16 protein-coding genes are annotated in these 26406 nt (G+C 56.7%); 6 read left to right on the top strand and 10 right to left on the bottom strand.

Annotation, left to right across the window (positions count from 1 at the left end; all coding sequences use genetic code 11):
• Positions 1-111 precede the first annotated feature (111 nt).
• On the bottom strand, positions 112-1071 hold the full coding sequence (locus LJE94_14185; GenBank protein ID MCG6911257.1) for an acyltransferase: 960 nt from the start codon (positions 1069-1071) through the stop codon (positions 112-114).
• A gap of 212 nt (positions 1072-1283) precedes the next feature.
• Between LJE94_14185 and LJE94_14180 the strand changes: the two genes are divergently transcribed.
• Positions 1284-2654, top strand: coding sequence for a hypothetical protein (locus tag LJE94_14180; GenBank protein MCG6911256.1), 1371 nt, complete (start codon positions 1284-1286; stop codon positions 2652-2654).
• A 5-nt stretch (positions 2655-2659) separates the two neighbouring features.
• A complete protein-coding gene (locus LJE94_14175; protein MCG6911255.1) occupies positions 2660-3481 on the top strand; it encodes a glycerophosphodiester phosphodiesterase in 822 nt (273 codons plus the stop codon).
• Between the two features lie 105 nt (positions 3482-3586).
• Here LJE94_14175 and LJE94_14170 read toward each other — a convergent pair whose 3' ends face one another.
• Together LJE94_14170 and LJE94_14165 are read right to left on the bottom strand one after the other, a co-directional pair.
• The gene (locus tag LJE94_14170) at positions 3587-6661 is read right to left on the bottom strand and encodes a GAF domain-containing protein (GenBank protein ID MCG6911254.1); all 3075 of its coding nucleotides are present in this window, start codon (positions 6659-6661) and stop codon (positions 3587-3589) included.
• Between the two features lie 75 nt (positions 6662-6736).
• A complete protein-coding gene (locus tag LJE94_14165; GenBank protein MCG6911253.1) occupies positions 6737-8071 on the bottom strand; it encodes an MFS transporter in 1335 nt (444 codons plus the stop codon).
• A gap of 266 nt (positions 8072-8337) precedes the next feature.
• Here LJE94_14165 and LJE94_14160 point away from each other — a divergent pair, with 266 nt between their 5' ends.
• The gene (locus tag LJE94_14160; GenBank protein ID MCG6911252.1) at positions 8338-8913 is read left to right on the top strand and encodes an HD domain-containing protein; all 576 of its coding nucleotides are present in this window, start codon (positions 8338-8340) and stop codon (positions 8911-8913) included.
• A gap of 401 nt (positions 8914-9314) precedes the next feature.
• Here LJE94_14160 and LJE94_14155 read toward each other — a convergent pair whose 3' ends face one another.
• A complete protein-coding gene (locus LJE94_14155) occupies positions 9315-9647 on the bottom strand; it encodes a LysR family transcriptional regulator (GenBank protein ID MCG6911251.1) in 333 nt (110 codons plus the stop codon).
• A 123-nt stretch (positions 9648-9770) separates the two neighbouring features.
• Between LJE94_14155 and LJE94_14150 the strand changes: the two genes are divergently transcribed.
• The gene (locus LJE94_14150; protein ID MCG6911250.1) at positions 9771-10361 is read left to right on the top strand and encodes an FmdE family protein; all 591 of its coding nucleotides are present in this window, start codon (positions 9771-9773) and stop codon (positions 10359-10361) included.
• On the opposite strand, the gene LJE94_14145 is transcribed toward LJE94_14150, so the two are convergent.
• The 4 genes from LJE94_14145 to LJE94_14130 form a co-directional block, all read right to left on the bottom strand.
• Positions 10337-12073: a mechanosensitive ion channel gene (locus LJE94_14145; protein MCG6911249.1), complete on the bottom strand. Its 1737-nt coding sequence runs from the start codon at positions 12071-12073 to the stop codon at positions 10337-10339. The genes LJE94_14150 and LJE94_14145 overlap by 25 nt on opposite strands.
• 25 nt (positions 12074-12098) lie before the next feature.
• Positions 12099-13274: a DUF481 domain-containing protein gene (locus LJE94_14140; GenBank protein MCG6911248.1), complete on the bottom strand. Its 1176-nt coding sequence runs from the start codon at positions 13272-13274 to the stop codon at positions 12099-12101.
• Positions 13275-13325: 51 nt separating this feature from the next.
• Positions 13326-14870: an OprO/OprP family phosphate-selective porin gene (locus LJE94_14135; protein ID MCG6911247.1), complete on the bottom strand. Its 1545-nt coding sequence runs from the start codon at positions 14868-14870 to the stop codon at positions 13326-13328.
• A 143-nt stretch (positions 14871-15013) separates the two neighbouring features.
• The gene (locus LJE94_14130; protein MCG6911246.1) at positions 15014-19393 is read right to left on the bottom strand and encodes an acyl-CoA dehydratase activase; all 4380 of its coding nucleotides are present in this window, start codon (positions 19391-19393) and stop codon (positions 15014-15016) included.
• Between the two features lie 363 nt (positions 19394-19756).
• Here LJE94_14130 and LJE94_14125 point away from each other — a divergent pair, with 363 nt between their 5' ends.
• A complete protein-coding gene (locus LJE94_14125; GenBank protein MCG6911245.1) occupies positions 19757-20788 on the top strand; it encodes a zinc-dependent alcohol dehydrogenase family protein in 1032 nt (343 codons plus the stop codon).
• Positions 20789-20910: 122 nt separating this feature from the next.
• On the opposite strand, the gene LJE94_14120 is transcribed toward LJE94_14125, so the two are convergent.
• The gene (locus LJE94_14120; protein MCG6911244.1) at positions 20911-24591 is read right to left on the bottom strand and encodes an efflux RND transporter permease subunit; all 3681 of its coding nucleotides are present in this window, start codon (positions 24589-24591) and stop codon (positions 20911-20913) included.
• Positions 24588-25688 (bottom strand): efflux RND transporter periplasmic adaptor subunit, encoded by a 1101-nt coding sequence (locus LJE94_14115; GenBank protein ID MCG6911243.1) that lies wholly within the window; start codon positions 25686-25688, stop codon positions 24588-24590. Before LJE94_14115 ends, LJE94_14120 begins: the two co-directional genes overlap by 4 nt.
• Positions 25689-26061: 373 nt before the next feature.
• Between LJE94_14115 and LJE94_14110 the strand changes: the two genes are divergently transcribed.
• Positions 26062-26406: Rid family detoxifying hydrolase (locus LJE94_14110; GenBank protein ID MCG6911242.1), on the top strand; the 345-nt coding region annotated here is incomplete at its 3' end.

Raw genomic sequence — 26406 nt, 5'->3', positions numbered from 1 at the left:
CCGAGGGGCAACCGTATACAAAAAAGGAGTGGAATTCAATATATATTAATGTTCCAAACGGGAATGGGTGGAAAAAGGGTTCGAGGGCTCGAGGATTCAAGTGATTGCAAATCAGCCTTGCGCCTCTGGTACTTCATTGCGCGGACATTCCTCGTTTTGCGCGCGGGTTCGGACAGTTGCAGCGTTCAGGGACAACATACGGCCCATGCGTGCATCCTTTGCAGCCCACAGCTCGTTTAACCAGGTTTGAAAACGGGTCCGAAAATCGTCATCCATGGCATAGTTGCCCATCAGCGAAGGATCAACGGGCAGGGGCCTGACAGCGACCCTGATTTCCGGAATTCCGCCCGAAATGTACCGCCAGAAGCTGCCTGACCTGCCGGGGTAGGCAATGGTGACATCCAGAATGGTGCGGATTTGTTCCCCCATGGCCGTCAGCACCAAAGCGATTCCCCCCGCTTTGGTTTTCAGCAGGTGAGTGTAGGGGGAGCCCTGCAGGCTGTGCTTTTGCACCGTGAAGCGGGTACCTTCCACGAAGTTCATAATTGACACCGGGATGGTTTTAAATCTCTGGCAGGTCCGTTTGGTGATTTCGATGTCTTTGCCCCTGAGATGCGGATTTTTTTCAAGAAACGATTTCGAATAGCGTTTCATGAATGGAAAATCCAGCGCCCACCAGGCCAGCCCCAGCAGCGGAACCCAGATCAACTCCTTTTTTAGAAAAAATTTCAGCATGGGAATGCGGGAGTGGAAGATGCGTTGCAAGACGAGTATGTCCACCCAGGATTGATGATTGGCCATAACCAGGTACCAACCATCGGGATCCAGAGACAACGGGCCGCTCACGTGTATGGGTGTCGAGGAAAAAAAATTCTGATTGAAAATGTTGACCCCGATCCATCCGCCGGCAATGCCGTTTAGTGCCCGGCTGCACAGCCTGCGCCAGGGGGCGAACGGCACGGCCACCTTCAAGAGGGCCACGGCGAAAAGCGGCACGCAGAAAAAAAACGTGTTGATGACATAGAGCGCCAGAGCCAGCGTACCACGTATTGTGTGCGATAATAACTTCATGAGCCCTGATAGGCGAAACCGGGAAGGATATCAAGGCGTATAGGGAGTTTGACATTTATTTTACAAAAAAAACATCTGCATTTTCAAGGGACAATTTTCCGGTTGCGGACAATCATTTCAAAGCTTAGGGTGGTTGTTGACAAATCGGTCCATTACATGTGACTTTATCCGCCTCTTTCATCATTCTAAGCCGAGCGTTTCAAATTTTGGGGATGGGCTATTTCAATTTGTGCCAGGTAAAAAACGGTTATTACAGAAAAGCGGCCCATGCGGCCGGAGTGACCGTTGCTTCCATGATGATGCTGCTTTTGTTGCAATGCGGCGGTGTTTGGGATCCAGGCAGGAGCGCTCCCTCCGAGCCGGAAGCGGCTGGTAGCCCTCCGCATCTGACACCGGCTGAAAAGTATGCTGCCGAAATTCTTTCCTATCTGATGCAGATTGTGGTGGGGGCCGCGGGGGATCCCACCGTCAGGGAGGCATGGAGGACGAGATCGCTTTTCGCGAGGCCGGATTATAAGGAGGTCGTCAATATCATGAGCGACCCCCAGAGAAAAGTATCCGAACTGATGGTGTACGACCCCAATATCCTGGGGTTGTCCAAGGTGCTTTTCCACTACAACGAGCGCTTGAACCTTTTCAAAGGGCAGGCATTGCAGCAGAGTGTTTGGCCTTCCGAGGAACTGCTGACCATACGCCTGCTCATGGTACAGAAAATTGCCCGTGGCGAAAAGGTCCGGTTGGGGAATCTGATGGCGCGCAAGGCGCTTATCCGGAGTGTTTTGGTCGAACCGTCGCAGGCGGACCTGGACTCTTTCAAAATCAGCTATGAAGAACTGAAGCTGTTGCGGGATGTCGTCCACGCGGAACCTTTCTTCATGGCGTACCTGGAAGACCCTTTCCTGGTCGATGCACTTTACAGGGTCGGTTTGGTTGAAATGGACGCCTACGTGTTATCGAAAATCCTTGCGGCAGATTACGGAGACCTGGCAGAGCGCTACCCCGGGCGGAAGCCTTCGAGCGACGTTGTCAGGGTGGCCATTCTGCCTTCCATGATTGGTACGTACGATTTTGCGGAAAAAGGCTCGCCGGGTTATCCTATGGGTTTCAGAGCAACCGACGATTACACCCGTGCGATACAGGTATTAAAACACAAGCTCATGGCGTCGCTGCAACAGCGTATTCTGGGCGCTATGCCCGATGCAGGAGGGCGCCTGCCGCCCGAACAACACGGGGCGGCCGTTGCAGATGCGGTGCATGCGCATCTGCGGTTTCTCGAACTGGACAAACGTCCGCTGGTCATCTACCCGGGCAATGCCGAGGCGGTGATTGGGACCCTCTGCCCGGATGCCGACTTCAGCTTCATTATACTGGGGAAAAACGTGTATCTATCCGTCCCCCTGGATGAAAAAAAGGACACGTTGCCGGCGGTCAACCGGATCTACCTCGACATTGACGACGTGGACCTGTCCGATGCCGATTATGACATTGACCGGGTTGCCGGATTTTTGCTCAACAGGCTGGAACCACTGGCGCGAAGGTACATGGAAAACATCTCGACCGCCGGATTATATAACGAGGATTGACGCCCATGCGTAAGCTGTTGGAAACATTATTGCTTTCGGTAGTGGATGCCTTCTTTGCCGCGCGACCTCAGCCGAAACCGGCTCTGCCGGTTCTAGAGAGGTGTAAAATCATTTCTCACCGCGGCCAGCATGACAACAGAACCGTCTTCGAGAATACGCTGAACGCTTTTGACAGAGCGATACAGGCCGGTGTGTGGGGGATCGAATTCGACATCCGCTGGACGCGCGACCTCAAGCCCGTCGTTTTTCATGACAGGGATCTTTCAAGACTATTCGGCGAGCCGCTGGTTGTCGGTGAAGCTGATTTTCAGGATCTGCGCGCGCGATTCCCCATGATTCCGTCCCTTGAAGAAGTGCTTGCAAGGTATGGACGGCGGGTACACCTGATGGTGGAACTCAAGGAGGAGACCTATCCCCGCCCTGAACGCCAGGCGGAAAACCTGTCCGCCCTTTTGTCCCCGTTGAAGCCCGTAAAGGACTACCATTTCCTTTCCCTTGTTCCGGAAATGTTCAGGCATGTCGGTTTTGTGCCCGCCGCAGCATTGCTTCCGGTGGCGGAGACCAATATAAGAACCTTAAGCCGCTTGGCACTGGCCCGGGGGTATGCCGGCGTCGCCGGCCATTACCTGCTTGTGGGCAGAAGGACGGCCGCTCTGCATGCGGCGGCCGGGCAGTGTGTGGGAACGGGCTATCCCCGATCGGCAAACTGTCTTTTCAGGGAGGCCAACCGCGGTGTGGAATGGATTTTCTCCAACCATGCCGTGGCGATGCAGCGGGTTGTCGACGATTGCAGACACAGGCTGGAAAGCGGGACGGCGGGAAGATGAAAAATGAAGCGTGACATTATCCTCGAGGCTGCTTCGGACCGGCCCGGCAGCCGCTGCTACGCCAGAAGTCCCAATTGTAATTCGGTTTTCCGGATGGCTGACTTCTCATGGCGATTGGAGATAATCCCGGAAGTCTACCATGTCTATCTGCCCCGGCTCCAGAAATTTTTCAGCATACCGCATGCAGGCGCCGCTGGTTAGAAAAAGATCGAACAGATCGGCGTCGATGTGCCGGTCGTTGCGCATGAAACTCATGATGCGCAAAGCCTCGCTCAGGGTTTTGGCCTTTTTGTAGGGGCGGTCCGCAGCTGTCAGGGCTTCGAAGATGTCGGCTATGGCCATGATCCTGGCAGGTATGGACATCTCCTCCTTCCTGAGCCGCTTGGGATATCCCGTGCCGATCATGGTTTCGTGATGGGCTCCGGCAAACTCGGGTACCCTGCTCAGGTAATCGGGAAAGGGCAGCTTGTTGAGCATGATGATGGTCTGGATGATATGTTCGTTGATTTTAAACCGTTCCTCATCGGTGAGGGTGCCCTTGCGGATGCTGAGGTTGTACAGTTCGCCGTGGTTGTAGAGGTTTTGGGGAATGTCCATTTTGAAACCGTATCTGTTGCCATCGAAGGGGTCGGCCATACCGCGTGGTATGATGTGGAACCGTTTGTCGGTCAGCAGGTATTCTTTTGCCGGGAGATCCTCCGGCGGCTCGGCGGACATCCTGCCGGTTTCCTCCTGGGAAAGGCCCAGGCGGTCGTCCAGGTGACGCAGCCACGTGCGGCGGGAGATCTGCTGCAGCCGCTGCACCTTTTCGTCGCCCATGAATTCACCGCCGATATTGCAGGTGGCTACAAAGGCGAACGCCTCCCTGATCCACTCTTGTTCGCTTTCCATTTCGGCCCTCAGATCGGCCTCGTTCTCACCGGTTTCCAGGCATTTTTTGTAGTAGTCGATCTCCGCATCCCGCCATAGAATTTCAAAGCGTGTGCGGATTTCGTGGATGCGGTTGTATATGGTTTCCAGTTTGGTGGCCTTGTCCACTACGTATTCAGGGGTGGTTACCTTGCCGCAGTCGTGCAGCCAGGCCGCCACGTGAAACTCGCGCCGTGCATCTTCGGAATCCATCTTGAAGTCTGCAAAAGGGCCGTCTTCGGTCATGCTGGCCGCCTCGGCCAACATGACGGCCACCTCGGGAACGCGGGCGCAATGTCCCCCCGTGTAAGGGGATTTGGCGTCAATGGCGCCCGCAAGCATCTGTATCAGCGCATTGAAGAGGTTGCGCTGGGCTTCGAGCAGCTGCTGGTTGTTGAGGGCGACCGCCGCCTGAGCTGCCAGGGATTCCACGAACCTGACGCTTTCGCCTTCAAAGGGGACGACGGCTTCGGTGTCCGGCATGCGGGCATTGAAAAGCTGCAGCACGCCGATGGTTTTTCCCTGCCGCGTCTTGAGCGGCACGGCGATGAAGCTGATGCTCTCGGTTCCGGAAAGTTCGTTGAAACGGTACTCGTTGGAAAGATTGAAACGGCGCTCATTCCCGATGTTGCTGATCCGAACGGTGTCTCCGGAAAGAACAGCGTGACTCGCGACGTTCATATGGTTTTCGGCCCCTGTCCCGGGTTTGTAAAGAGGGATGTCCGACATGATTCCTTCACCGTCCGGATCTTGCGCGTAGTGCGCCATTTTCGAACCGGTCTGCATAATCTCGAACCTAAGCACATCGTCTTCACCGCGCAGATAGAGCGAACCGCCGTCCGCTCTTGCGAGGTCGCGGGCGGAGATGAAAATCTGCTCGAGAAGTTTGGTCAGGTTCCGTTCGGCGGAAAGGGAGATGCCGCCCTGCACCAGTTTTTCGAGCTTTCCCTGGGTGGCGATCAGCGCTTCCGTTCGTTGCCGTATGGTTGCCTTCATCAGCCGGAAGGCCTTGATGAGGGAATGCATCTCTTTGATGGCCGAGTCGAAGGGAGGGGATTCCGAAAAGTCGAATTGTTGGATCTTCTGAGCTTCCTTTTCCAGGCGCATCATCGAGCCCGCCAGGCGTCTCGACAGAAAAAGCACCGCCGGCAGGGCAATTACCAGCACTGCCAGCGAAAACAGGGTGATTCTGGTCTGCATGCGGCGAATGTGTCCATTGAAGTCCGACAACGGGGCCGCACTACCGATAATTTCCTCCAACCCGTGCGATGACTCCATAGGCGACAACCGCACCAGGTAGGGACGGTCTTGGATTGTCATCATTTCGGTTTTATTGACCGGAATACCCCGAGCGCTGGCGTAGGAGGCCATCACCGCCTTGAGGACGGCGTCACGGCTTTCCGCCTCTTTGAGAAAACGGGCGCCTTCGATGGAAAGCCCCTCCTTGCGGGAGACTGTCGACTTTATCGTTTTTTCAGCCGGGTGGGCCAGTACTCTTCCTGAATCGTCGAACAGAAACATGTCGCTGTTGTCGGAGATCCGCTGCCGGGCCAGCGATTCAGAGAAGCGTTCCAGGGTGATGTCGGCGCCGAAAACGCCACCGGCATCCAAAAGTTGCCTGGTGCAGGTGATACCGGGCAGTTTGGTGGCGCTGAATATGTATGGGTCTGTGTAGACGGTTTCACCCGCTTTGACCGCATCGATGTACCACGGCCGGCGGCGTGGGTCGTAATGGGCCCCGCGTTCCAGGCGTGAAGCGATCAGATTCCGGTTGCGGTCCATGTAGGTCCAACATTGGCGTAAATCGGCGTTCGGGTCCGGTGAAATGGTGCGGATGATGTAAAAGGTGTTTTCGGGGGCACCATAGCTGACATTGACGCCGGCATGGCCCCTTGAAGCCGTTACCTGTATGAAACTGCCGTCTTCGTATCCCGCATACATGGAAAGGAGGTAGTCGAAGCTCTCCAGCGCCTTGACCATGAAGGCCAACCCCGGGTGGGAGAGACCGTCTTTTTCCGGTCGCCGGGTCATGGCGGGCATTAGCGAGGCCGAAGTCGCCAGGATGGAAACGGATTGCAGCGCATTTTCATATCGCTCCGCCACCTTGTCGTTGACTTCGGTAAATAAACGGTCGGCCAGGCTAATGGCCGTTGCCGAGCTTTCCTTGTCACTGATCCACAGGAAAACGCCTGACAGCGAGGCAATGACGGCCACCACCAGGGTGGCGATGCTGATATAAAACGGGTAGCGCCTGGTACGCAGAGGGTTCATGATAACTCCATCGAATTGCCGGGTTGATATAAAGATGCGGGAAGGAGACGCTCCTTGCCGCACACCCGAATAAGGCTATTCGGATAGAAACGTCAGGTCTATTTTGGCCTTTTCCTCGTCCACCAAGTGGAGCAGAAACGCCCCGATGAAAAACAGGATGAGGATGGAACCGATACCCCAACGCGAGGCAATTCTTCCCACGGCAACGACCTGTTCGGGGGTGGGGGCGGGGGGCATCAGTGCGTGTCGCGTTGCCAGGCCGACAATCCCGATCAGAAGGGGGCCGAGAATCGCTGCAAATTTTCCCAGCATGTTGTAGAAGCCATAGTACTCTGCGGCCTTTTCTGTAGGGATCAAACGGGAATAATAGGAACGGCTGAGGGCCTGGATGCCTCCCTGCACCAGGCCGATGACAATGGCCAGGATGTAGAATTCGTGCTTCTGGGTCATCATGGTGCCCCAGACGGTGACGCCGATATAAATGGCAATGGCCAGGTAAATGGATTTCCGAACGCTCCACTTCTGGCCGAGTTTGCCGAAGACGATGGCCGACGGAAACCCCACGAACTGGGTGATGAGCAGGGCCAGGATAAGGTCGTTGGAGTCGAAACCGAGGGACATGCCGTAATCAACCGCCATGCGGATGATGGTGTCCACGCCGTCGATGTAGAACCAGTAGGCCACGAGGAACAGCATGATGGTTTTCAGGTGCCTGATTTTTTTAAAGGTGTCTGCGAGTTGACCAAATCCTTCCGCTATAGGGCTTAGGCCCTTTTTTGCGGCGGCGGACGTATGCTTCTCAGGGACCCAGAAAATGGTCATCAGCGCGAAACCTCCCCACCAAACAGCCACGGATATAAAGGAATAGCGCACGGCTGCACCGGCGTCGGGCAGACCGAATTTTTGCGGCATCAGGGTCATGAGCACATTGATAAGAAACAGCAGGCCTCCCCCGAGGTATCCCATGGCAAACCCCAGGCCGGATACGAAATCGATATTGTTTTCGTCGCTTATGCTTGGAAGCAGCGAATCGTAAAAAATATTCGAGCCGGAGAAACCGATGATGCCCATGGCATAGAAAAATACCGCCAGCGCCCATTGACCCTGATTGACGGTGAAGAGCGCGGCGGTCATCAGCACACCTAAATAGCAGAAGAAAACCAGGAATTTTTTTCTCGAAGACCCCTTGTCGGCGATGGCCCCGAGAACCGGCGCCATCAGTGCTACCAGCAGGCTTGCCAGGGAGTTGCCGATACCCAGCTGCGCGGTGCTCATGTTGACGTCGACGCCATGGCTCCAGTATTGTTTGAAGAAAACCGGAAAGAAGCCGGCCATTACCGTACATGCAAATGCAGAATTGGCCCAGTCGTACATGGCCCAGCCCCAGATCGCTTTCTTGCTTTTGTCCATGGATGCGTTCCTTATTCTGTTAAAATTGGGTAACGGGTTGAACCGCGTTCACGAGCGCCTACCCTGCAGCATGCTGCTGGGAATCTTCAATTTTCCTCATAGTTTGCAGCGTGGGGGTTTTGTAGCATGAATTCAGTGATGGTGTCAAAACAAGGCTGCATGTGCCCCGGCATTGCAATGGTGTATTCGCTCGATGGCTATATTTGTGATATAGTCACGCTTTTAGGGAATTGACAGACCTTTGTAACGACAGGGAGAAGCAGAAAATGGTGCCATCAGCCCAGACGTGCTATCAATTGATTGAAGAGATGGGGATGCTCGATCACATCGTGTCCCATTCCGAACAGGTTTGCCGGGTGGCTCTTTGCCTCACCGACCGCCTCGACGGGCGTTTCTCCGCGTTGGACCGCCATCTCGTCATCGCATCGGCACTGTTGCACGACATCACCAAGACGAGAAGTTTTGAAACCGGCGAAAATCACGCTCTGACGGGCGAACAGCTCTTGAAGGAGCGCGGATACCCTGAAGTGGGGCGTGTCGTTGGACGGCACGTGCATATCCCCGCCGGGGACCTTCTGCAGGTCCCCGATGAAGCGCAGATCGTCAACTATGCCGACAAGCGTGTTCTGCATGACGAGGTGGTCTCGCTGGAACGGCGCATGCACTACATTGTCGAGCGCTATGGCCGGACAGCGGAACACCGGCAGCGTATCATGTCCTTGTGGGAACAATCACGGATGCTGGAAAAACGCTTGTTTACTCATATCGATTTTGCGCCGGAGGTGTTGCGTGCACATTTGGGCCCGTGGCAGAGACCTGCGCCGCTGAACGGCGGGCGGTAGTCGGGTTAGCGTGTTATTGGGTTTGCTGGGTTATTTGGGTTAGCGAATATGTCTCTGGCCCACTTCGGTAGAGCGTGGTGGAGGACGCAGAGAATGATTATTAACCGCAGACAGTCGCAGACTCTGGGTTACGGTATACGCTTTAATGAACCAGGGGCCAAGGATCCGAGGGTTCAAGTGGCCGAGTGATCCAGTGTCAGGTGTTAAGTGAATTTCGGCATAAGGCGATTTGTTTTTTCAGGGCTGAAGCCTTGGTCTACTTAATTGCCTGGTTAATAAGTCAAGACCGATGAAAACCTTTTTTCCGGTGCAAGGTGATCGGATGCGTATACGTATTTCTGAGGGCTTTTCCGGGGGAATCTACACAAGCTTGGGGTCGTTAAAAATTTTGTGTTTCCGGACTACGGCTCGAAAATGCGTTTGAAGATCCGGTCGTCGGCAGCCACGCATTCCTTTTTGAGCCCGCGGTATTTTTCGAGCAGCGCCTTTCCATCCCGGGTCAGCCGTGTGCCCTTGTTTCTGTCCGTCTCGACAATTTTGATCTTGAGGTGGCCTTCCGTGGACTTGATCTTGCTCCAGGCGGTTTTGTAGGACATGCGCAGGGATTTGGCGGCCTGGTTGATGGAGCCCGTGCTTTCGATGCGGTCCAGTATGGCCAGTCTGCCTTCACCCATTACGATGCGGTTCTTTTCATCCACTATCCAGTGGCTTGATTTTATTCTATAAGCCGTCATGACGTGTGTCCCCGTTTTCAGGGTCCTTTTGCTGAGACCCAAGTTATGTTAAGATTAACATAATCCTACGTTGAAAGATGTAACAATAAGAATAACACGCAGCGCGGAAGAAGGAAACAACCGATGGAAGATTTTGAGACCCTGTTGAAAGGCTCGGCCCAAGCCCACGGTCATCTGTGTGCGGGACAGGTCATCGGCGTGCGCATGGCCATGCTGGGCTGCAACCTGATCGGATTGGACGAGCCCTCGAAGATGCCGCAGATAAAATCCCTGGTGGTGTACGTGGAGATCGACCGCTGCGCCACCGATGCGATTGCCTTTGTCACGGGTGTAAAATTGGGGCGGCGCTCCCTGAAATATGTGGACAACGGCATCATGGCGGCCACCTTTGTCAACCTCGATACGGGCAGGGCCTTCAGGGTGCGTTCCAGGGAGACTTCGCGCGATGCCGTGGATAAATACGCTCCCGGTATCGAGGATAAAAGAAAACAGCAGCTGGAAGCTTATAAAAAAATGCCTTTGGACGCGCTTTTCGAAGTTCAGGCCGTGGTCGTGGACGTTCCTTTCAGCGATATGCCCGGTCCGACGCAGTTCAAGGCTGTCTGCGAGGTTTGCGGCGTGACGGTCAGGGACAAGCGGGAAGTTTTCAAAGCAGGAAAGATTCAGTGCCGCAACTGTGCCGGCGGAGCCTATTTCTCCTTGTCTTCGTTGTAAAGATGCACATCGCGCTGCGGGAATGGGATGGAAATGTTTTCTTCGTCAAAGCGCAATTTGACCGCACGGGTGATATCCCAGTAGACATCCCAGTAGTCGTCGACCTTTACCCAGGGGCGCACGACGAAATCGACGGACGACTCGCCGAGCTTGTGGAGCCGTATCTTGGATTCCGGGTAGTCGAGCACCTTGCCATGGGATTTTAAGATATCCGCCAGGACCGCTTCGGCTTTTTCCACGTCGTCACGGTAGGATATACCGAACACCATGTCCACCCTGCGGAGTTTTTGCGCCGTGACGTTTTTTATCACGTCTCCCCAGATTTTGCTGTTGGGAACGATGTACACTTGGTTGTCGATGGTGAGCAAACTGGTGGATACCAGACTCATTCGCTCCACCGCGCCGAAAACGCCGCCCACGTCCACGAAATCACCCACGTCGTAAGGGCGGTAGAGAAGAATCATCACGCCCGCCGCAAAATTGCTCAGGCTGTCCTGCAGGGCAAAGCCGACGATAAAGCCTACCACACCGAGTCCGGCCAACAGCGGCCCCAGGCTGATACCTATCTGGGACAGAATGACCATGATGCCCAAGATGACAACCAGCTTGGATGCCGTCGAGATCAGCATTCGGCGGGCCAGGGTCGAGAGGTTCAGGTTGGAGGCCCTGAGGGCTTTGTCCAATCCGGCACGGATAACGCGGGAGGCAAAAATGAAGGCCGACAAAATTGCGAGCAGGGCGAGTGCCTTGATCAGGTACCCGGGCCCTTTTTCGATGATCCAGGCCGTGAAACGCTTCGTCGTGCGATGGGCCAGGTTGAAGGCTACGCCTGTGTCCAGCAGGCCGGACCCGATATCGTGGGTGGCTGTGACCAGGAGGGCGCGGGGCGCCCTGGTGTCCAAGTCCAGATTTTCCATCAGATCCAACGTGGCCTGGAGACTGGCGACGTTGGTATTCAGGCCCATGCGGGTTGCAACCAAGCGAGCGCTAATGGCGGCGCTATCCGGCAGATCCTTGCGCTGTTTTTCCAGGTCCTCGATACGCATCAAGGCCAGCTTTATTCTACCCGTAAGTTCATCGCTGCGGTCCGTCAGTAAAACGGACAGCTTCCGGCGCGGTGTCTCCACCGCCATTCCCACGGTTTCCATTTTGAGAAGGTGTTCAAAACTCAGCCGGAAAAACACATCGAGCCGTTTCGTGAGTTTGGCAATTTCGTATTCGATGCTCTGCAGCGATTCCACGTCGGCTTCGCTCCGCTGGGCGCGGGCCTTGTCGATGTCGTTGCGCAGTCTACCGATGTGGTGCCAGAATTGGGGCACGATGCGTGTAAAGGCGCTTTCCATTTCTCGTCGCAGTTCGGGCTGCGGCGCTTTTTTTTCCAGCTCCAAAAGGACATCGGCCAACCTGTGCATCGCTTGCAGAATTGCCACGCGTTCGTTGTAAATCTGCAGCTGCAGGACCTCCCGGTCTTCGGCGCCGGCGTCACTCAGGCGGCTCATATAACGTTTCAGCCGCTTGAAGCTCGCATTGATCCGCTTCAGCATTTGATCGGTGTCATCATCGGGGATCTCGGAAGAGGCCTCGATAATTTTCTGCCTGGCAACGCCGGATGAGCCGGATTCATCAGCCGACCATGCCGGCGTACCCGCGCACAGGGGGATTAAAGCCAGCAGCGCTGCAAGCAGAATGATGTTCACCTTGTGCAAATGCATGTTTGTCTGCCTTTGATAGCGGCCCTTACAGTTCGAACGTCAGTCCGCAAAAGAAATAGAAGTCGTCTTTTTCCGGTGCCCTGCCGTCGGATGCGGGCTCGGGCTTTTGGATCCGATTCCAGACGATCGAAAGGTCCAGGTCCAAACGGCCGGTGAGCTCTATTTCTATCCCCGATTTGGCCGTGTGGGTGTAGCGCCCCGATTCCTCGTTGACCACGCTGAAGTTGTAAAGGGCATTGAAATCGACTTTGTTGGTCAGCTCGGTGTCGAATTCGGTTGAGAACACAAAAGCCGGGGTCGAGGTGGATTTATCTTCACCGGCTTGAACGGAGTCGAACTCGGTGAACATGTAGGCGATTCCGGGGGAAACGAGCCACTCGGTTTTAGCCGTGTCGATGATGGTGTAACCCGCCCCGGCGCCGATGGTTCCCCTGTGGGCGATGTTGGCGAAAGAGTCCCGGTAATACTCGGCAAAAACCGGTCGCCAGAAAAACCGCCGGGTGCTGAAGATGTCGAAATAGCTGTTTGCCCTGTGGCTGTTCGACGTTTTCACGCCTTCGGTTTCCGAGTAGATGCCGCGATAGTCCAGGTAGAAGCGAGTCAGGGAGGTGCGCCGTTTGAAGTTAGCGTTGGCGCTGTAATCCTCCTTTTCGCTGTTGCCCGCGGCAATATCGACGCTGAGGGTGATTTTAGCCGCCCAGTAGTCCAGTTCCCTGGCTTTGCCGGGTGCAATGGAGACCAGGTTGCTGCGGTCGAATTCCTCGACCCCCTCTCCGGTATCCACGAAGACCCTGTCCCCTCTTATGCGCAGGATTCCGACGACCGTCCGGCCATTGCCGCCCGCGTTGAACAGATCCTTCTCCTTGGTATTCTGGCTCTCGATGCGGACGCTTTGGGGTTGATGGCAGATAACCTGCTGCACGTCCTCCCAGTCGAATTGATAGAGGCCCACTTCATCGCTGTCGAATTCCAGGGAGTCGTTGTAGAGCACCTTGAGATCCCCCTTGAACCATTCGCCGTTGGCCAGCTGGATCCAGTCGAAACCCTCGGGGGCTGCTCCCGCCGGGGTCCACACCGGCTTTCCGCCCTCCGCCAACGCACTGTTCGGGATGATAAACAAAAAACAGCACAGTACGGCCGCCATGCACAGCATGCTTCTCCACCTGTCAACGTCGTTGCAAGCCTCTGCTTTTTTATCCATTTTCAGTTCATTCCTTTCATAAAATCGTGGCGCACGGCTTTACCCTGTGGTTTATTCGAGCATCAGCATAACACGCCAATTGACACCGTCGGATATACCATGGCCTTCTTCATTGTCAAGCCAGATGCGCCGATAGTTGATGCTCGTCAGGAAAAAAGATGACAGCCACCAGTTGACACCGGCGGAAAGTATGTCCATTGCGCTTCCGGATACGGCTCCATCGGCTAGGTCGATGCTGGACCAGCGGGTGGCCGCCTCCCAGGCACCCGGACCGCCCTGGTAGACCGAACGTGCCACCGGATAGCGATCGAGGGTGCCGTTCTTCTTGTTGTAGCGGCGCATTTCACCGGTGAGCACCCAGCTGATGCCGACATGGTAGCCGTCTAAAACGGGGTCTCCCAGTTCCGGTGCGTCCACCCAGCTGCGAATATACTCACCGGCCAGCCAAACGGGTCCCATGCGGTAGGAAACTTCCGTTGCGCAAGTCAGGGCACCGTTCGCCGCCATGGGCCCGGTATCCACGAAAAAGGGCGCCTGATAAAATTCCGGCCGGGTTTTGTAGCGGACCTCCTCGTGTGCGTCGTCATACCGCAGGCCGACGCCCAGGTGCAGGAGCACATCCTCATTTGCCTCGCGGTAGGGCAGCCAGGTCAAGCGCCCCACGTAATGGTCGGTGCTCTTGTTAAACACCTTGCCGGTGTCGAACCAGTCGTTGTATACACCGCCGGCCCAAGTCATGCGCTGGTCGAAGCCGTTGCCGCTTATGGTTACGCCGATGTTGCGCGATGGGAGAAAGGCGTCCGCCGGCGCCGAGCGCTCCTGCCATGGAAGATAGGCCAGGCTGCTGATGCGTTCCATGGAAATCAGCTCTTTCTGCTTGCCCAGAGACAGCGATGTCTGCTCGTACAGGGGGATGTCCAGGCGCCAGTCCAGCAGGCTGATGTTTTTGTCCTTGCGGGCGTCAAAGCCCTGGTCGAAGGCGTTGGTGGCGGCAAACAGGGTGTACACCCAAGGCAGTTCAAAATTCAGGGTCCCGACCACACCCAGCCGCAGGGCCCTGATCTCACCCCTTTCGTATTCGCTGAGGTCGCCCTCCCGCTCTCGGCTGCCGCCGTTCTGGTAGGGCCAGAACTGACGGTCCAGGACAACGGTGCCGATGAGAATCCCGTTTGTCCATCCACTTTCCCACTGGTTCCACCGCGATCCGCTCTGATACCCCACGGGAAGCGATACGGGCGGTGGGGAGTAGGCAAACCATTCACCCTGCTTTTTCTGGGGATGGGCCGCCCGGGCGCGGTTCAGCCGGTTGCGGACGATGACGCCTTCCTGCATGGCAAAGCGCGCGTGGGTGTCCGTGTCCAGCATGACTTGAATGTCGGTTCGCGGGTCTTGGTCAAGGATCATGAAACTGGGGGCCTGCCCCGTGGCCAGTTTGCCGATCAGATAGCCTCCCCTGGCATCGAACGCCAGGTCTACGTCATCGTCTGGAATGTCGTCCTTGGTGACGAGTTTAAGCTTGTGGTTCTGAACCAGAATATTTACGATCACATCCTCCTGCCTGCCGCTCTGGTCGATGAGCGCGACGTTGCGGATCAAAATCCTTTCCGGTTTGACGGCCTGCGCCGTTGGACCTATCGCGAGTATGAAAAAGGGCAACACTGATAGAAGCAACCTGTACGCTTTGGCCGGCGCGGTCATTATTAACGATCTGTGTTGTCGCAAGAGCATATCTCCTTTTTTCAGGTGCTTTTCGGCTGGGCGGTACCGGCCCGCAGCATTTTTTCGTGCAGGCGACGCGATCTCAGGCAGAAAGCCTCGAGCTTGGCTTCGATGATTTGAGGGAAGGGGGAGCCGTCGCTTTCGATGGCCAGAAACGGCAGGTCGTCAACCCGGTTCAGTACGGCCTTTAGATCGTCATTGTCGGGTTCGGTTTTCAGTTTTTCACTCCGGCGCATGGTTTCGTGCATCACGGCTTCGGAAAGCCTGTTGGGCATGCAGCCGAAGGGGCCGATGGCGATCACCCCGCACGCATGCGTGCCGATTTCGGTCAGGGAGCCGCCGATGGTCAGAACGGCTTCGCCCGTGAGATCTCTTGATATGTAAGGCACGGCGTTGCCGACGATGGTGGGAATGTCCACCGCCGCGCTATGGAACAGACCCGTTTTTTCCAGAATGGCGCGCAGACGGTTGGCGGTTGCCAGCATTACTTTTTTCCTGATTTTGAAGCGCAATTTTTCAGACAGGGTCATGGTGTGCTCGTTCAGGCCCTCCTCGACGAGGTATTCGGAATAGAAAACCCATTCGGCGACGGGCGTGCAGGTGGCGGCGAAACCCTTTTCAGCCAGTTTTTCGGTAAGATACCGGCGCGAGAGCCCGTCCCGACGTACGAATATCTCCCCGGTCAGATTGATGGTGGGAACGTCACGGGCGGGCTTTTTCAGGGGGATCTCCCTGAAACGGGCAGTGCTCAGGGACAGCTGATTTTCCAGGTGCTTGAAGCGGCCGCTTTCCAAGGCCTCGAGGATGGCTTGCCATTCGGTATCGAACCGCGAAAGCGCGGACACGACATCGACGGCGTTTGCCAGCAGCATGGAGCGAATGTCCTCCATCATGTCCGAAACGACCACCGCCCACCAGGTTCTGCGCTCGAGGGTTTTGTCGAGCCCCAGATAGGAGTTTTCGGAAGTGAGGGTGAACACGGCAACATCGGGGATTTGCAGGCGCCGGATAAGGTCTTCCATAAAAATGTAGTACTGCCCGAAGCGGCAGGGGCCTGAGCCGGTGGCCAGGAGGTAGACGATTACCTCGCCGGGTTTGCGGTGACTAACGTAGTTCAGCAGGGTACCCGTGGTAAGTATAAGGGGCAGGCACTCTTTGCACGAGGTGTTTCCCCGGCCGATTTTGAGAACGTTTTCGTCGGAGGGCGGGTGAGCCACGGCGTTGACGCCCACCCCCCGAAAAACGGCGGCGATACCTTCGGACCCCAGCTTGCCCATGGAGGGGACGAGCAGGGTGACCCGGGGATCGGTCAGGGGGATTTTTTTACCGGAAGTGGTCACCACCGTGGAAACGCCTCTCTCGAGGCTGATTTCGGCCGGTTTGAAGGGATCGACTTTTTCCGTTATCCGCTTCTGCATGGTGAGCTGTCGATAAGCGGAAACGATGTCGAGAAAGGCTTCGATGCGTGTATCCAGTCCTGCGTCGGCCGTATGGCTGTCCAGTTCGAGCGTCAGGGAGGGCTTGCGGCCCATGATTGACCTGAAATACCCGACGATGAAAGAGTCGGGGCCGCAGGAAAAATTGGTGATGAATACCCCGAACAGCTGGGGGTGGCGTTTGACCAGGCGAGCCGCTCTGAGGATAATCTGACCCATGCCCCAGTACATATGCCGTTTGGCGTCCTCCTTTTCAAAAGGCAGGAAATCCAGAGGAATCACCGTGATGCCGCGTGTGGCCAGTTTTGCGGGAATCCCCATGTTGGCTTCGGCCACCAGACCGTTGTAGGGCCTGGAGAAGATGACCACGCCGGTCCGGTCGGGGTCGGCCTCGAGGTCGGCCAGGGCCTGCAGGCCGGCGGCCCGCATTTTATCAACGCACAGCTGTTGTTGCGCCACGGCCGTGTCGAAGGCGCGCCGGGCGATTTTTCTGTCGACATGCATGCGGCCGGCGGTTTCCAGCAGAGGCGCGCGCGCTTTTTCGAACCCGCCATTCAAATCGAGAAGCGGTGCCAGCACGCGGGTGCCCTTTTTTTCAAGCTCTTTGAGCCTGTCTCTAAAAGTGGATTGAAGATAAAAGGTTTCTCCCTGGACAAGCGGGCATACCTGCGAGGAGCGGGTGCCGTTTTCCAGGGGGATGGATTTGGCATGGGGCAGAAAAAGGTAGTCCGGCGCCGGTTCCATTCCGATCAGGCTGTGAAAAAAGCCGTGGGCCAGCTCACCGGGGTAGCAGAAGGCCGCATTGCGCTGTTCGATTCCGGTTTGCGAGGGCTCGTCCGGAAGTACCGGTTCATAGCCGATGCGTGAAAAGAAGGCGGCGTACAGCGGGTAATAGGAATTGACCAGGAAACTGCGGTTGAACCCGATGCGCCCCCTGGATCCCTGGCCTTGACGCCGGCGGGGCAGGGTGCCTTCAAGATTGAAAACGAGTTCCTGGCGTACCCGGACCAGATCCAGTTTTGCCGTGTCGTGCTCGATGCGGCGGCGCAGGTTGTCGTACCGGTTGCAGGCACCGCCAAAGGGATAGCGCTTGCCTTCCAGCTCTATCATCGTGATGGTGCATTTTCGATCGCATTTTTCTTTGCCGCCCCTGCAGGTGAACTCGCGGCAGTACCGGACGTCTCTTGCCGCCAGTTGGGCAAGGTCGAAGGCTTTACGCTCCATAAGCCCCAGGTCCAGTCGTTTGCTCACCTCGAGGGCCACCCCGAAGGCGCCCATGAGTCCGGGCTCCGGGGGGACGACAATGGGCTTGCCGACAAGCGTGGCCATGGCGAGCGGCACGGCGTGGTTGTAGCAAACCCCGCCCTGCATGAACACCTTGCGTCCCACGGTCCTGTTTCCCTTGACCCGGTTGCTGTAATTCATGCAGATGGAATAGACCAGGCCGGCAACGATGTCGGCATGCGGGATGCCCTCGTGGATGGCATTTTTAATGTCGGAGGCAATGAAGGCCGCGCACTGGTCGTTGAAATTTGGCGGCCTGCTCCCCTGAAGGGCGATGCCGGCGATATCTTCCATGGCGACGCCCAGCGATTCCAGGGCGGATTCTTCGAGAAAGGATCCCGTCCCCGCCGAGCAGGCTTCATTCATGGCGTAATCGGATGGCACGGCGTTGGTGATGTAGGTGTATTTGGCATCCTGGCCGCCGATTTCGAACAGGGTGTCGACTTCCGGATCGAAAAAAACGGCGGCCGCGGCGTGGGCGACGATTTCATTGATGACGCCGTCGGTCAGCGCATGCAGGCCGGCAATCTGGCGGCCGGAGCCGCAGACCCCCAGTCCCACGATGGGAAGCTCGGCCGGGTCGACAACGCCTTTTACCTGTTTCAGGATAGCGGTGTAACATTTTCGTGAGGCCCCCACGGGATCGCCGTCGGTGCGCAGGTAGACCGAGGCCAGCAGTGCGTTGCTGTCCTTTTGCATGAGCACCGCTTTGGTGGTGGTGGAGCCCACGTCCAGCCCCAGAATGCAATCCTTTCCGGGAACGATGCGGCCGCTTTTTATGGTTTTGAAGGTGACCTGATCGGCGGCTTCGTTCAGCGGGGGCAGACAAGCGGGAGCGGCCGCGCCGTCGATAAACCACTCGGCGACCTGGTCGGCCGGACGTTGGGTGCTGTTTTGGAGGGCCCACAAGGCGGCTCCCAGCGCTTCGAAGTACGGTGCCTCGCTAGGGATAATCAGCCCGGGAATCGCCTGTTTGAGGTAAGTCACCATCATGCCGTTCCTGGTCGTACCGCCGGTGAGCATGATGTTGCGCCGATCCACCCTTTTCAGCAGCTCGATAATTTTATCGGCCATCATTTTGCAGAGGCCGGCGGTTACCTGGGACTTGGGAACCCCTTTGTTGGTGGCGTGCGTGCAGTCCGATTTGCAGAAAACGGAGCAACGTCCGGAAACATGGTATGGCTTTTCCGTCGAGGACCAGCGGGCGGCTTCGTCCAGGGATACGTTCATGCGGCGGATTTGCTGCAGGAAAAATTCTCCCGTTCCCGATGCACACTTGTTGCCGGTGAGGACGTTGGCGATGCGTCCGGAACTGTCCAGGACGTAGGCCATGAAGGTTTCACCGCCGGCGGAAACGATGGCCGGGCAGGACACGCCGGGGGGGCGGGTGTAGCGGTAGGCGTATTCCACGGCGCGGGGTTCGGATATTGACGATAGACGGAGAACGCTGCGGAATTTTCTGCCGGTGACGGCGATGCGGTCGAAGCGGTTTACATCCAGTCCTGCAAGTGCCTCGACGAGGGTCCTTTTCGGGTTGCCGTCGTGGGGGTAGACGGCGTTGCCGATCATGCGTGGAGGCTGTTTTCTCGCCTTGCCGGAAGTTGAGGGTGCACTGCCGTCGGTTTCAAGCCGGGCAATCGATACCGAGGAAGCGCCGAGACATATACCGAGTGATTTCATAGTTGTAAATTTTCATGTTCAACTGATCTTAACGGCCACCGATGCTTCATACCCACCCATGAAAATTTAAATTGAATCAGGATCTGCCCGCATGTTTATCATCAAACCTCGAATTTCTCCATTGTTGGTGCAAATCTGTAAACAAAAAATACAATGAGGCTGTTCCCGCTGTCAAGGTTCAAAACGCTTTCCGCGCCAACAGTACTGTAATTTTTGCATAAGTGACGGGTCATGTGGTATGCTATGCAACCCTGAATCAATAAAAAGAATATCGAGCACCCGGATGCGCGCAACTGGCGGGGGATAAACCCCATGGGGGTTGCAACTTGGGTAGGAAGATGACCATCAGCGAGGATTGATCGTATGCAAGCAATGGTATTGGAGCGACTCTGCGACCTGGAAAAGGAAACCCGGCCGCTCAAGGCGGTGACGCTGCCGGACCCGCAGCCGGGGGAGGGGGATATCGTCATCGCGGTGAGCACCTGCGGCGTGTGCCACACGGAGCTGGACGAGATCGAGGGGCGCACCCCCCCGGCGTTTTTTCCGATGGTGCTGGGACACCAGGCCGTGGGCAGGGTCGTGGGCAGGGGGGCGAACGCGACGCGGTTCAACAACGGCGACCGGGTCGGCGTGGCCTGGATTTTTTCCGCCTGCGGCAACTGTGAATTCTGCTGCAGCGGCAGAGAAAACCTTTGTCCGGAATTCAAAGCCACCGGCCGTGACGCCCACGGCGGCTATGCGGAATACATGCGCGTGCCCGAAAAATTCGCCTTTGCCATTCCGTCCGGCATGGCCGATGCAGAGGCCGCGCCGCTTTTATGCGCGGGGGCTATCGGCTACCGTTCCCTCCGGTTGACCGGCATCGAGGACGGGCAGCACCTGGGATTGACGGGATTCGGGGCGTCCGCGCACCTGGTGCTGAAAATGATGCAGCATCGCTATGTCCGCTCCCGGATTTATGTGTTTGCGCGCAGCGCCCGGGAAAGGGCCTTTGCCCTGGAACTGGGCGCTGTTTGGGCCGGGGAGATCGGCGATAAGCCCCCGGCGCTTCTGGATGCGGTCATCGATACCACTCCGGTCTGGAAACCGGTGCTGGAGGCCCTGAAGTGCCTCAAGCCGGGCGGCCGGCTGGTCATCAATGCCATCCGCAAGGAAAGCCGGGACAATGACCTGCTCATGGGGCTGGACTATCCGGCGCAGCTCTGGATGGAGAAGGAGATCAAAAGCGTGGCCAACGTGGCCCGCGGGGACGTGTCGGCGTTTCTGAAAATTGCCGCGGACATCCCCATCAAACCGGAATACCAGGCGTACGCCCTGGATGAGGCCAACACCGCCCTGCTGGAACTCAAGCAGCGCAAGATCCGGGGCGCCAAGGTCTTGCGGATCGGCGCTTAACCTCATGGTTGCACAAACAACATGGCAAAGTGTATATAATGCTTTGTTATTACAGTGGATATAAAATCGACAGCGCCATTTTTTGGATGCAACACAATCGGAACGTTTTTCTGGCAACCACTCTATACACCGCTTACCACCGCCTCTATGGCGGTTTTCAGATCGCGTATGCCCTTCCGAAGCTCTCCACGCGAGGGCGGGCGATGTGCGAGCCATTTTTTCAACGGCACTTTTTGAGGCTTTCGTCTGGCGGGCAAAACGCCGTGCAGTTTGACGCGTCGTCTTCCCGCCCGAATGGTCAATCTTCCGGTGACCCGGGAGTAGCTTACCCGTTCAATCGATTCGGCTGAAAGGAAGAGCGACTCCACCGGCGACGTCAGGGTCAGCCCCTCAGGGGTGACGTCCACATAGTGTTCTTCCGTCGTCCTGCGGCCCATCAGAAAAAAGAACCCGATCCAGGTCGGCAGCATGACGACCACCACCACACCGGCAGCCTTCAACCCGAGAATCAGGAAAAACACCACCACTTCGATCACCAGTTTTATCAGGTTCGGCGCCTGGAACTGGGTCGTGGACCACAACCGGAGTACTTCAGGGGCCAGCGCATAAGCCGCGGCAACAAAAGCCGCCGCCTGCACGAGGACGGTCGCGACAAGCCAAATTTTTGCGCGGCGCCTTCTCGACAGAAAAAAGCTGGTTCCCTGGGGTACGTCCTGAAACCGGGGGCCCTTGAAGGCGGAAATGGTGTAGTAGCCCAGATTTTCGAAAAGCGAGTACATCACCGGCACCACGACCAGGGTCAGCACGGTGGCCAATCCGATACCGAAGATGATCACCACGCCCAGCCCCTCCCACAACTTGTCGGTGATGGTCAGGGTGATGATGCCGCCGATGGTGGAGAGGGTGGTTGAAAGAATGGGCCGCAGCCGTTGTTGACCGGCAGACACGACGGCCTCGAATATGTGCATGCCCTCTGTGCGCTTGCTGTTGATGCAGTCCACCAGCACAATGGAGTCATTGACGACGATGCCGGTAAGACCTACCAGTCCCACAAAGCTCATGATCGAGAAATTGTTGCCCGTTACCAGCAACCCGAGCATGGCGCCGACAATCGACAGGGGCAGTGCGGTCATGATGGCCAACGGCTGAAAATAGGAATCGAATTGGGTAACCAGAAGCGCAAAGATCAGGAGAAAAGCGATCAGGTAGGCCAGCTTCAGGCTGGCGAAGGACTCTTCGGTTTCCTGATGTTCCCCCGAAAAATCGAGGCTGTAGCCATGCGGCAGTTCAAACCCTGAAAGCTTTCTGATGAGTTCCTTGGAGATTTCCACCGCCGGCCGCCCCTCGTTGCGTGCCGAAACGCGTACAACCCTGCGCCGGTCCACGTGCCCAATTTTGCTGATTCCCGGCCCCCGGGAAAATTCGGCAATATTGGACAGGGGCACCAGCATGCCGGTGTCCGAGCGCACCTTGACATCTTCCAGCATCCTGGCGGTGGTCCGTGATGCAGGCGAAAACCGAACCCGCACGTCGTACTTTTTGGATATATCCATTTCATCTTGAAATTCCCGGATATCCAGTCCGGCAGTGGCACCGCGGAGAGTCATGGCCAACAGATCCAGCGGGATGCCGAGGGATGCCGATTTCTCGCGATCAACCTTTATCCGTAATTCCGGGGGCGCATTCGAAAAGTCGTCCGTCACGTCCACAGCTCCCTCGATGCGGGATAGACGCGTCTTAATTTCGGTGGAAATTTTCCGCAGGATCGCGAGCTCGGGACCGATGACTTTCACCACCACCGGTGCAAAGGTGGGCGGGCCCCAGGACAGCGGGCGAAAGCGGATGGCGGCACCGGGTATCCTGTCCAGCCGGCCTCGGATGCGCCGCTGAATTTCCCGGTGGGAGGCGCGGGCGAACTCCTTGCCGTCCAGCAACTCCACGGTAATTTCTGCAAAATGGCTGACGGCGCCCTGCCCGAAAGACAGTTCGTAAGCGCTCTGACCCCGGTACCCCACTGTCGCGACCACTTGAGTGGCCTCCGGCACCATGTCGGCAACGATGGATTCCACCCGCCTGGCGACACGGTCGGTGATTTCCACATCCGTACCCGTGGGGGTTTCGATGGGTATATAGATGTAATCGAAATCGATGTCCGGGAACATTTCTATCTTGATGACGTTCAGCCCGACGAGGCCGACGGCCCAGGCCATGCTGACCAGGGTCAGGCAAACGACGCTGAATCGGTGGTTCAGGGACCAGGCGACAACCCGGACATAAATCTTTTTCAAAAAGGCCAGATCCTCCTCGGGCCTGACGATCCTGCCGTCTTTGACCGAGCGCTTCATAAAGCGGGACAGCAGCAGCGGATTGGCGACCAGTGAAACGATCAGGGATGCCGACAGCGCGATGGTGACCGTCTTGGGCAGAAACCCCATATACTCGCCAGTGGTGCCCGTCATCAGCAAAATCGGCAGAAAGGCGGCCATGGTGGTCAGGGTTGCGGAAACGACCGGAGCGGCGATTTCCGCAACCCCTTCGATGACAGCGGCCAGCCGCTCTTTGCCCAGTTGATAATGGTGATAGACATTTTCCACCACGATGATGGCGTTGTCCACCAGCAAACCGATGCAGAGCACCAGTGAAAATCGAACCATGTTGTTGTTGGTTTGCCCGAAAACCTTGAGCAGAATAAAGGTGATCAGCAGCGACAGGGGGATGGACAGGGACGTGATGAGGGAGTTTCTGAACCCCATGGCAAAATAGAGGACGATGATGACAATGATCAACCCGGTGATGGCGGAGTTGTTCATCGTGTCGAACCCCTGCTGAATGTATTTGGCCTGGTCCGCGGTGACCACCATGTGGATGCCGGCCGGGAAGTCTTGCTGCAGGTCTTCGATGGCCGCCCGAACCTTGGCCGATGTTTGCAGGATGTTGGCCCCGTCCCTTTTTTTTACGGCAATGGCGACCGAAGACTCGCCATCGACGCGGGAATAGCTGATATCCTCCTGGTGCCCGTCCCTTACCATGCCGACGTCACCCAGAAACACCACCCGGTCCCCCCTGCGGACCAGGGGGACCCGCTCAAAATCGGCCACTGTTTTAATCTCGGTCAGCGTGCGCAGCAAAAAACGTCGCTCGGGTATGTTGACCATGCCGCCGGGAATATTGATGTCCGAGTGTTTGACGGCATTGTAAACGTCCAGAATCGTCAAGCCGAACTGGTTGAGCCTTTTAGGATCCAGATAGATGTGGATCTCCCGGGTGCGCCCGCCGGCCACGTCCGTTGAGAGCACTTCCGGTATCAAGGCTAACTCATCGGCAACATCTTCGGCCAGACGTCTGAGCAGAACGGGATCCATGTCCCCCACCACGGATACGAGCATGATGGGGACGTCGCTGAAGCTGATTTCCGACACCGTCGAATCTTCAGCCTCTTCGGGCAGCTCCTTCCGGGCATCGGTCACCTTTTCCCTGACCCGTTGGAGGGAAAGCTCCAGGTTGGCATCCACTACGAAATCGATGACGATAACCGACACGGACTCGGCCGACGAGGAGCGCATCTCATCGACTTCTTTGAGATCGCTCAAGGCCTCCTCCAGAGGATTGGTCACCAGGCTCTCTATTTCACTAGGGGAAGCACCGGGGTAGACGGTGGTCACGATGGCATGCGGGATGGCGATCTCGGGTTCCCCCTCCTTGGGAAGGGATTGATAAGCAAAAGTGCCGGCGATGATGGGCAGGACGATCACGATAAGGGTAAAGATGCGCCCCTGCCGGATGATGAAGCCGAAGATGCTCATTTTTCCGCGGTCCTGGTGAAAGCCGAGATCAATATTTTGTCCCCCGGCTCGAGGAACTGTCCCCCGGTGACAATCAGCTGATCGCCCTCGGAGAGGCCCTTGCGGATCTCGATCTTATCACCGGCGCTCAGGCCCGGTTCGATTTGCCGCAGGATTGCGCGGTTGTCCGGGCCTGCAATAAAGACTTCCTCTCGATCCGATCGGTAGAGAACCGTGCTTTGGGGGATGAGGATGGCGTCGGGTATCAAGCCCGTGACAATTTGGACCCTGGCGCTCATGCCTGCCTTCAAGAGAAGCTCGGTATTGTCCAGCAGGATTTCCACGCCAAAGGTGTTGGTTTTTTCATCTGCGACAATGTCGATACGGTCGATCGTGCCGGTGAAGGTGCTTGCGGGAAAAGCTTCCACCACGATCGAAACAGGGTCGCTTTTGTCCAGGTGCACATACCCTTTTTCGGGCAACCAGATCTTGACCCGCATGGGGTTCGCATCGACGATTTTCATCAAGGGCTGTCCGGCCCCGATCATCTGACCGGTTTCGATCATCCGGGCTGCAACATGGCCGTTGAAAGGAGCGTGCACCCTGGTTTTTGCCAGACGGGCCTTGGCAATATCCACCAGTACCGTCAGCCGCTCCAGCGATGCTCTGGCCGACAGGTACTCCGATTCTGCCCGGTCGAAGGCATCCTGGGTGATGACCTTGCGCGGCAAGAGGTTTTTAGAACGGTTGTAGGCTTTCAGGGCCAGGTCCAGGCGGGTTTGGGCCACGCTGAAATTAGCCTCTGCCTCTTTCAGCGCGAGTTGATAATCGACGGGGTCCAGGCGGACGAGGATGCTGTCCTCCTGAACTCTGTCACCGGTATCGACACTGTATTCCGCAACAACCCCGGATATTTCGGCGGCCAGGGTCACCTCCCGGTTGGGTACCAGCCGGCCCACCGCCTCGGCCACGATGGGTATCGGGTCGCGCCGGATTTCCATAACACGCACCGCTTTCGGCGGCGGTTCCGGAGGGCCGCTGCTTTCGGAAGAAGGAGAACAGGCCCCGAGCAGGAGCGAAAGGAGGCACAGGCCGGTTGCCCTGGCTATTTTTTTCATGCGTTGACCCTCTTGCCGGTTGGCGCCGAGATGGCCGTGTCTCGGTCGGTTTCATAACGGCCTGATCTTTTTGGGCATATGAGGACAACATATAGAAGAGATTGAAAAACCTGTCAAGACGTAACCCGCATAACGCTTGAGGGAGCACGGCTGCAGCGGTTTGTCTTTTCGGGAGACTGCTATGGCGAATGCCGTCAATGGTCATATCCATCGTTGACCAGAGGGATAAAGATGGTAGAATGGCCGTCGGGTAAACTTGAAAAGCCATCGCGGGCCTGACTGCCCGCAAGGCTCAGGTTTAACAACGTATTGAAATCCCGGTACTAAGGGCCCGGGTATCTACTGGATTTCCAACAAAGGAGAAAATCGACCCATGAATGCAACGCGATCCATCGTCAGCACGCCGGATGCGCCGGCGGCCATCGGCCCCTATTCACAGGCGGTAAAAACCGACACCATGGTGTATGTTTCGGGCCAGCTGGCCTTCGACCCGACCACGGGAGACCTGGTCACCGATGACATCAAGGTAGAGACCCGCCAGGCAATAAACAACCTGAAAACCATCATCGAGGCGGCCGGCAGCAGCCTGGATAAGGTGGTCAAAACAACCCTGTTCATCAAGAACATGGACGATTTCCCTCTGATCAACGAAGTTTACGGCGAATTTTTCAAAGAGAACCACCCGGCGCGCGCCTGCGTCGAGGTGGCCCGGCTGCCC

Source organism: Deltaproteobacteria bacterium, from assembly GCA_022340465.1.
In the GTDB taxonomy this organism is placed as follows: Bacteria; Desulfobacterota; Desulfobacteria; order Desulfobacterales; family B30-G6; genus JAJDNW01.
The sequence above is the reverse complement of the archived record's forward strand: the minus strand, read 5'-3'. Positions and strand labels throughout refer to the sequence as shown.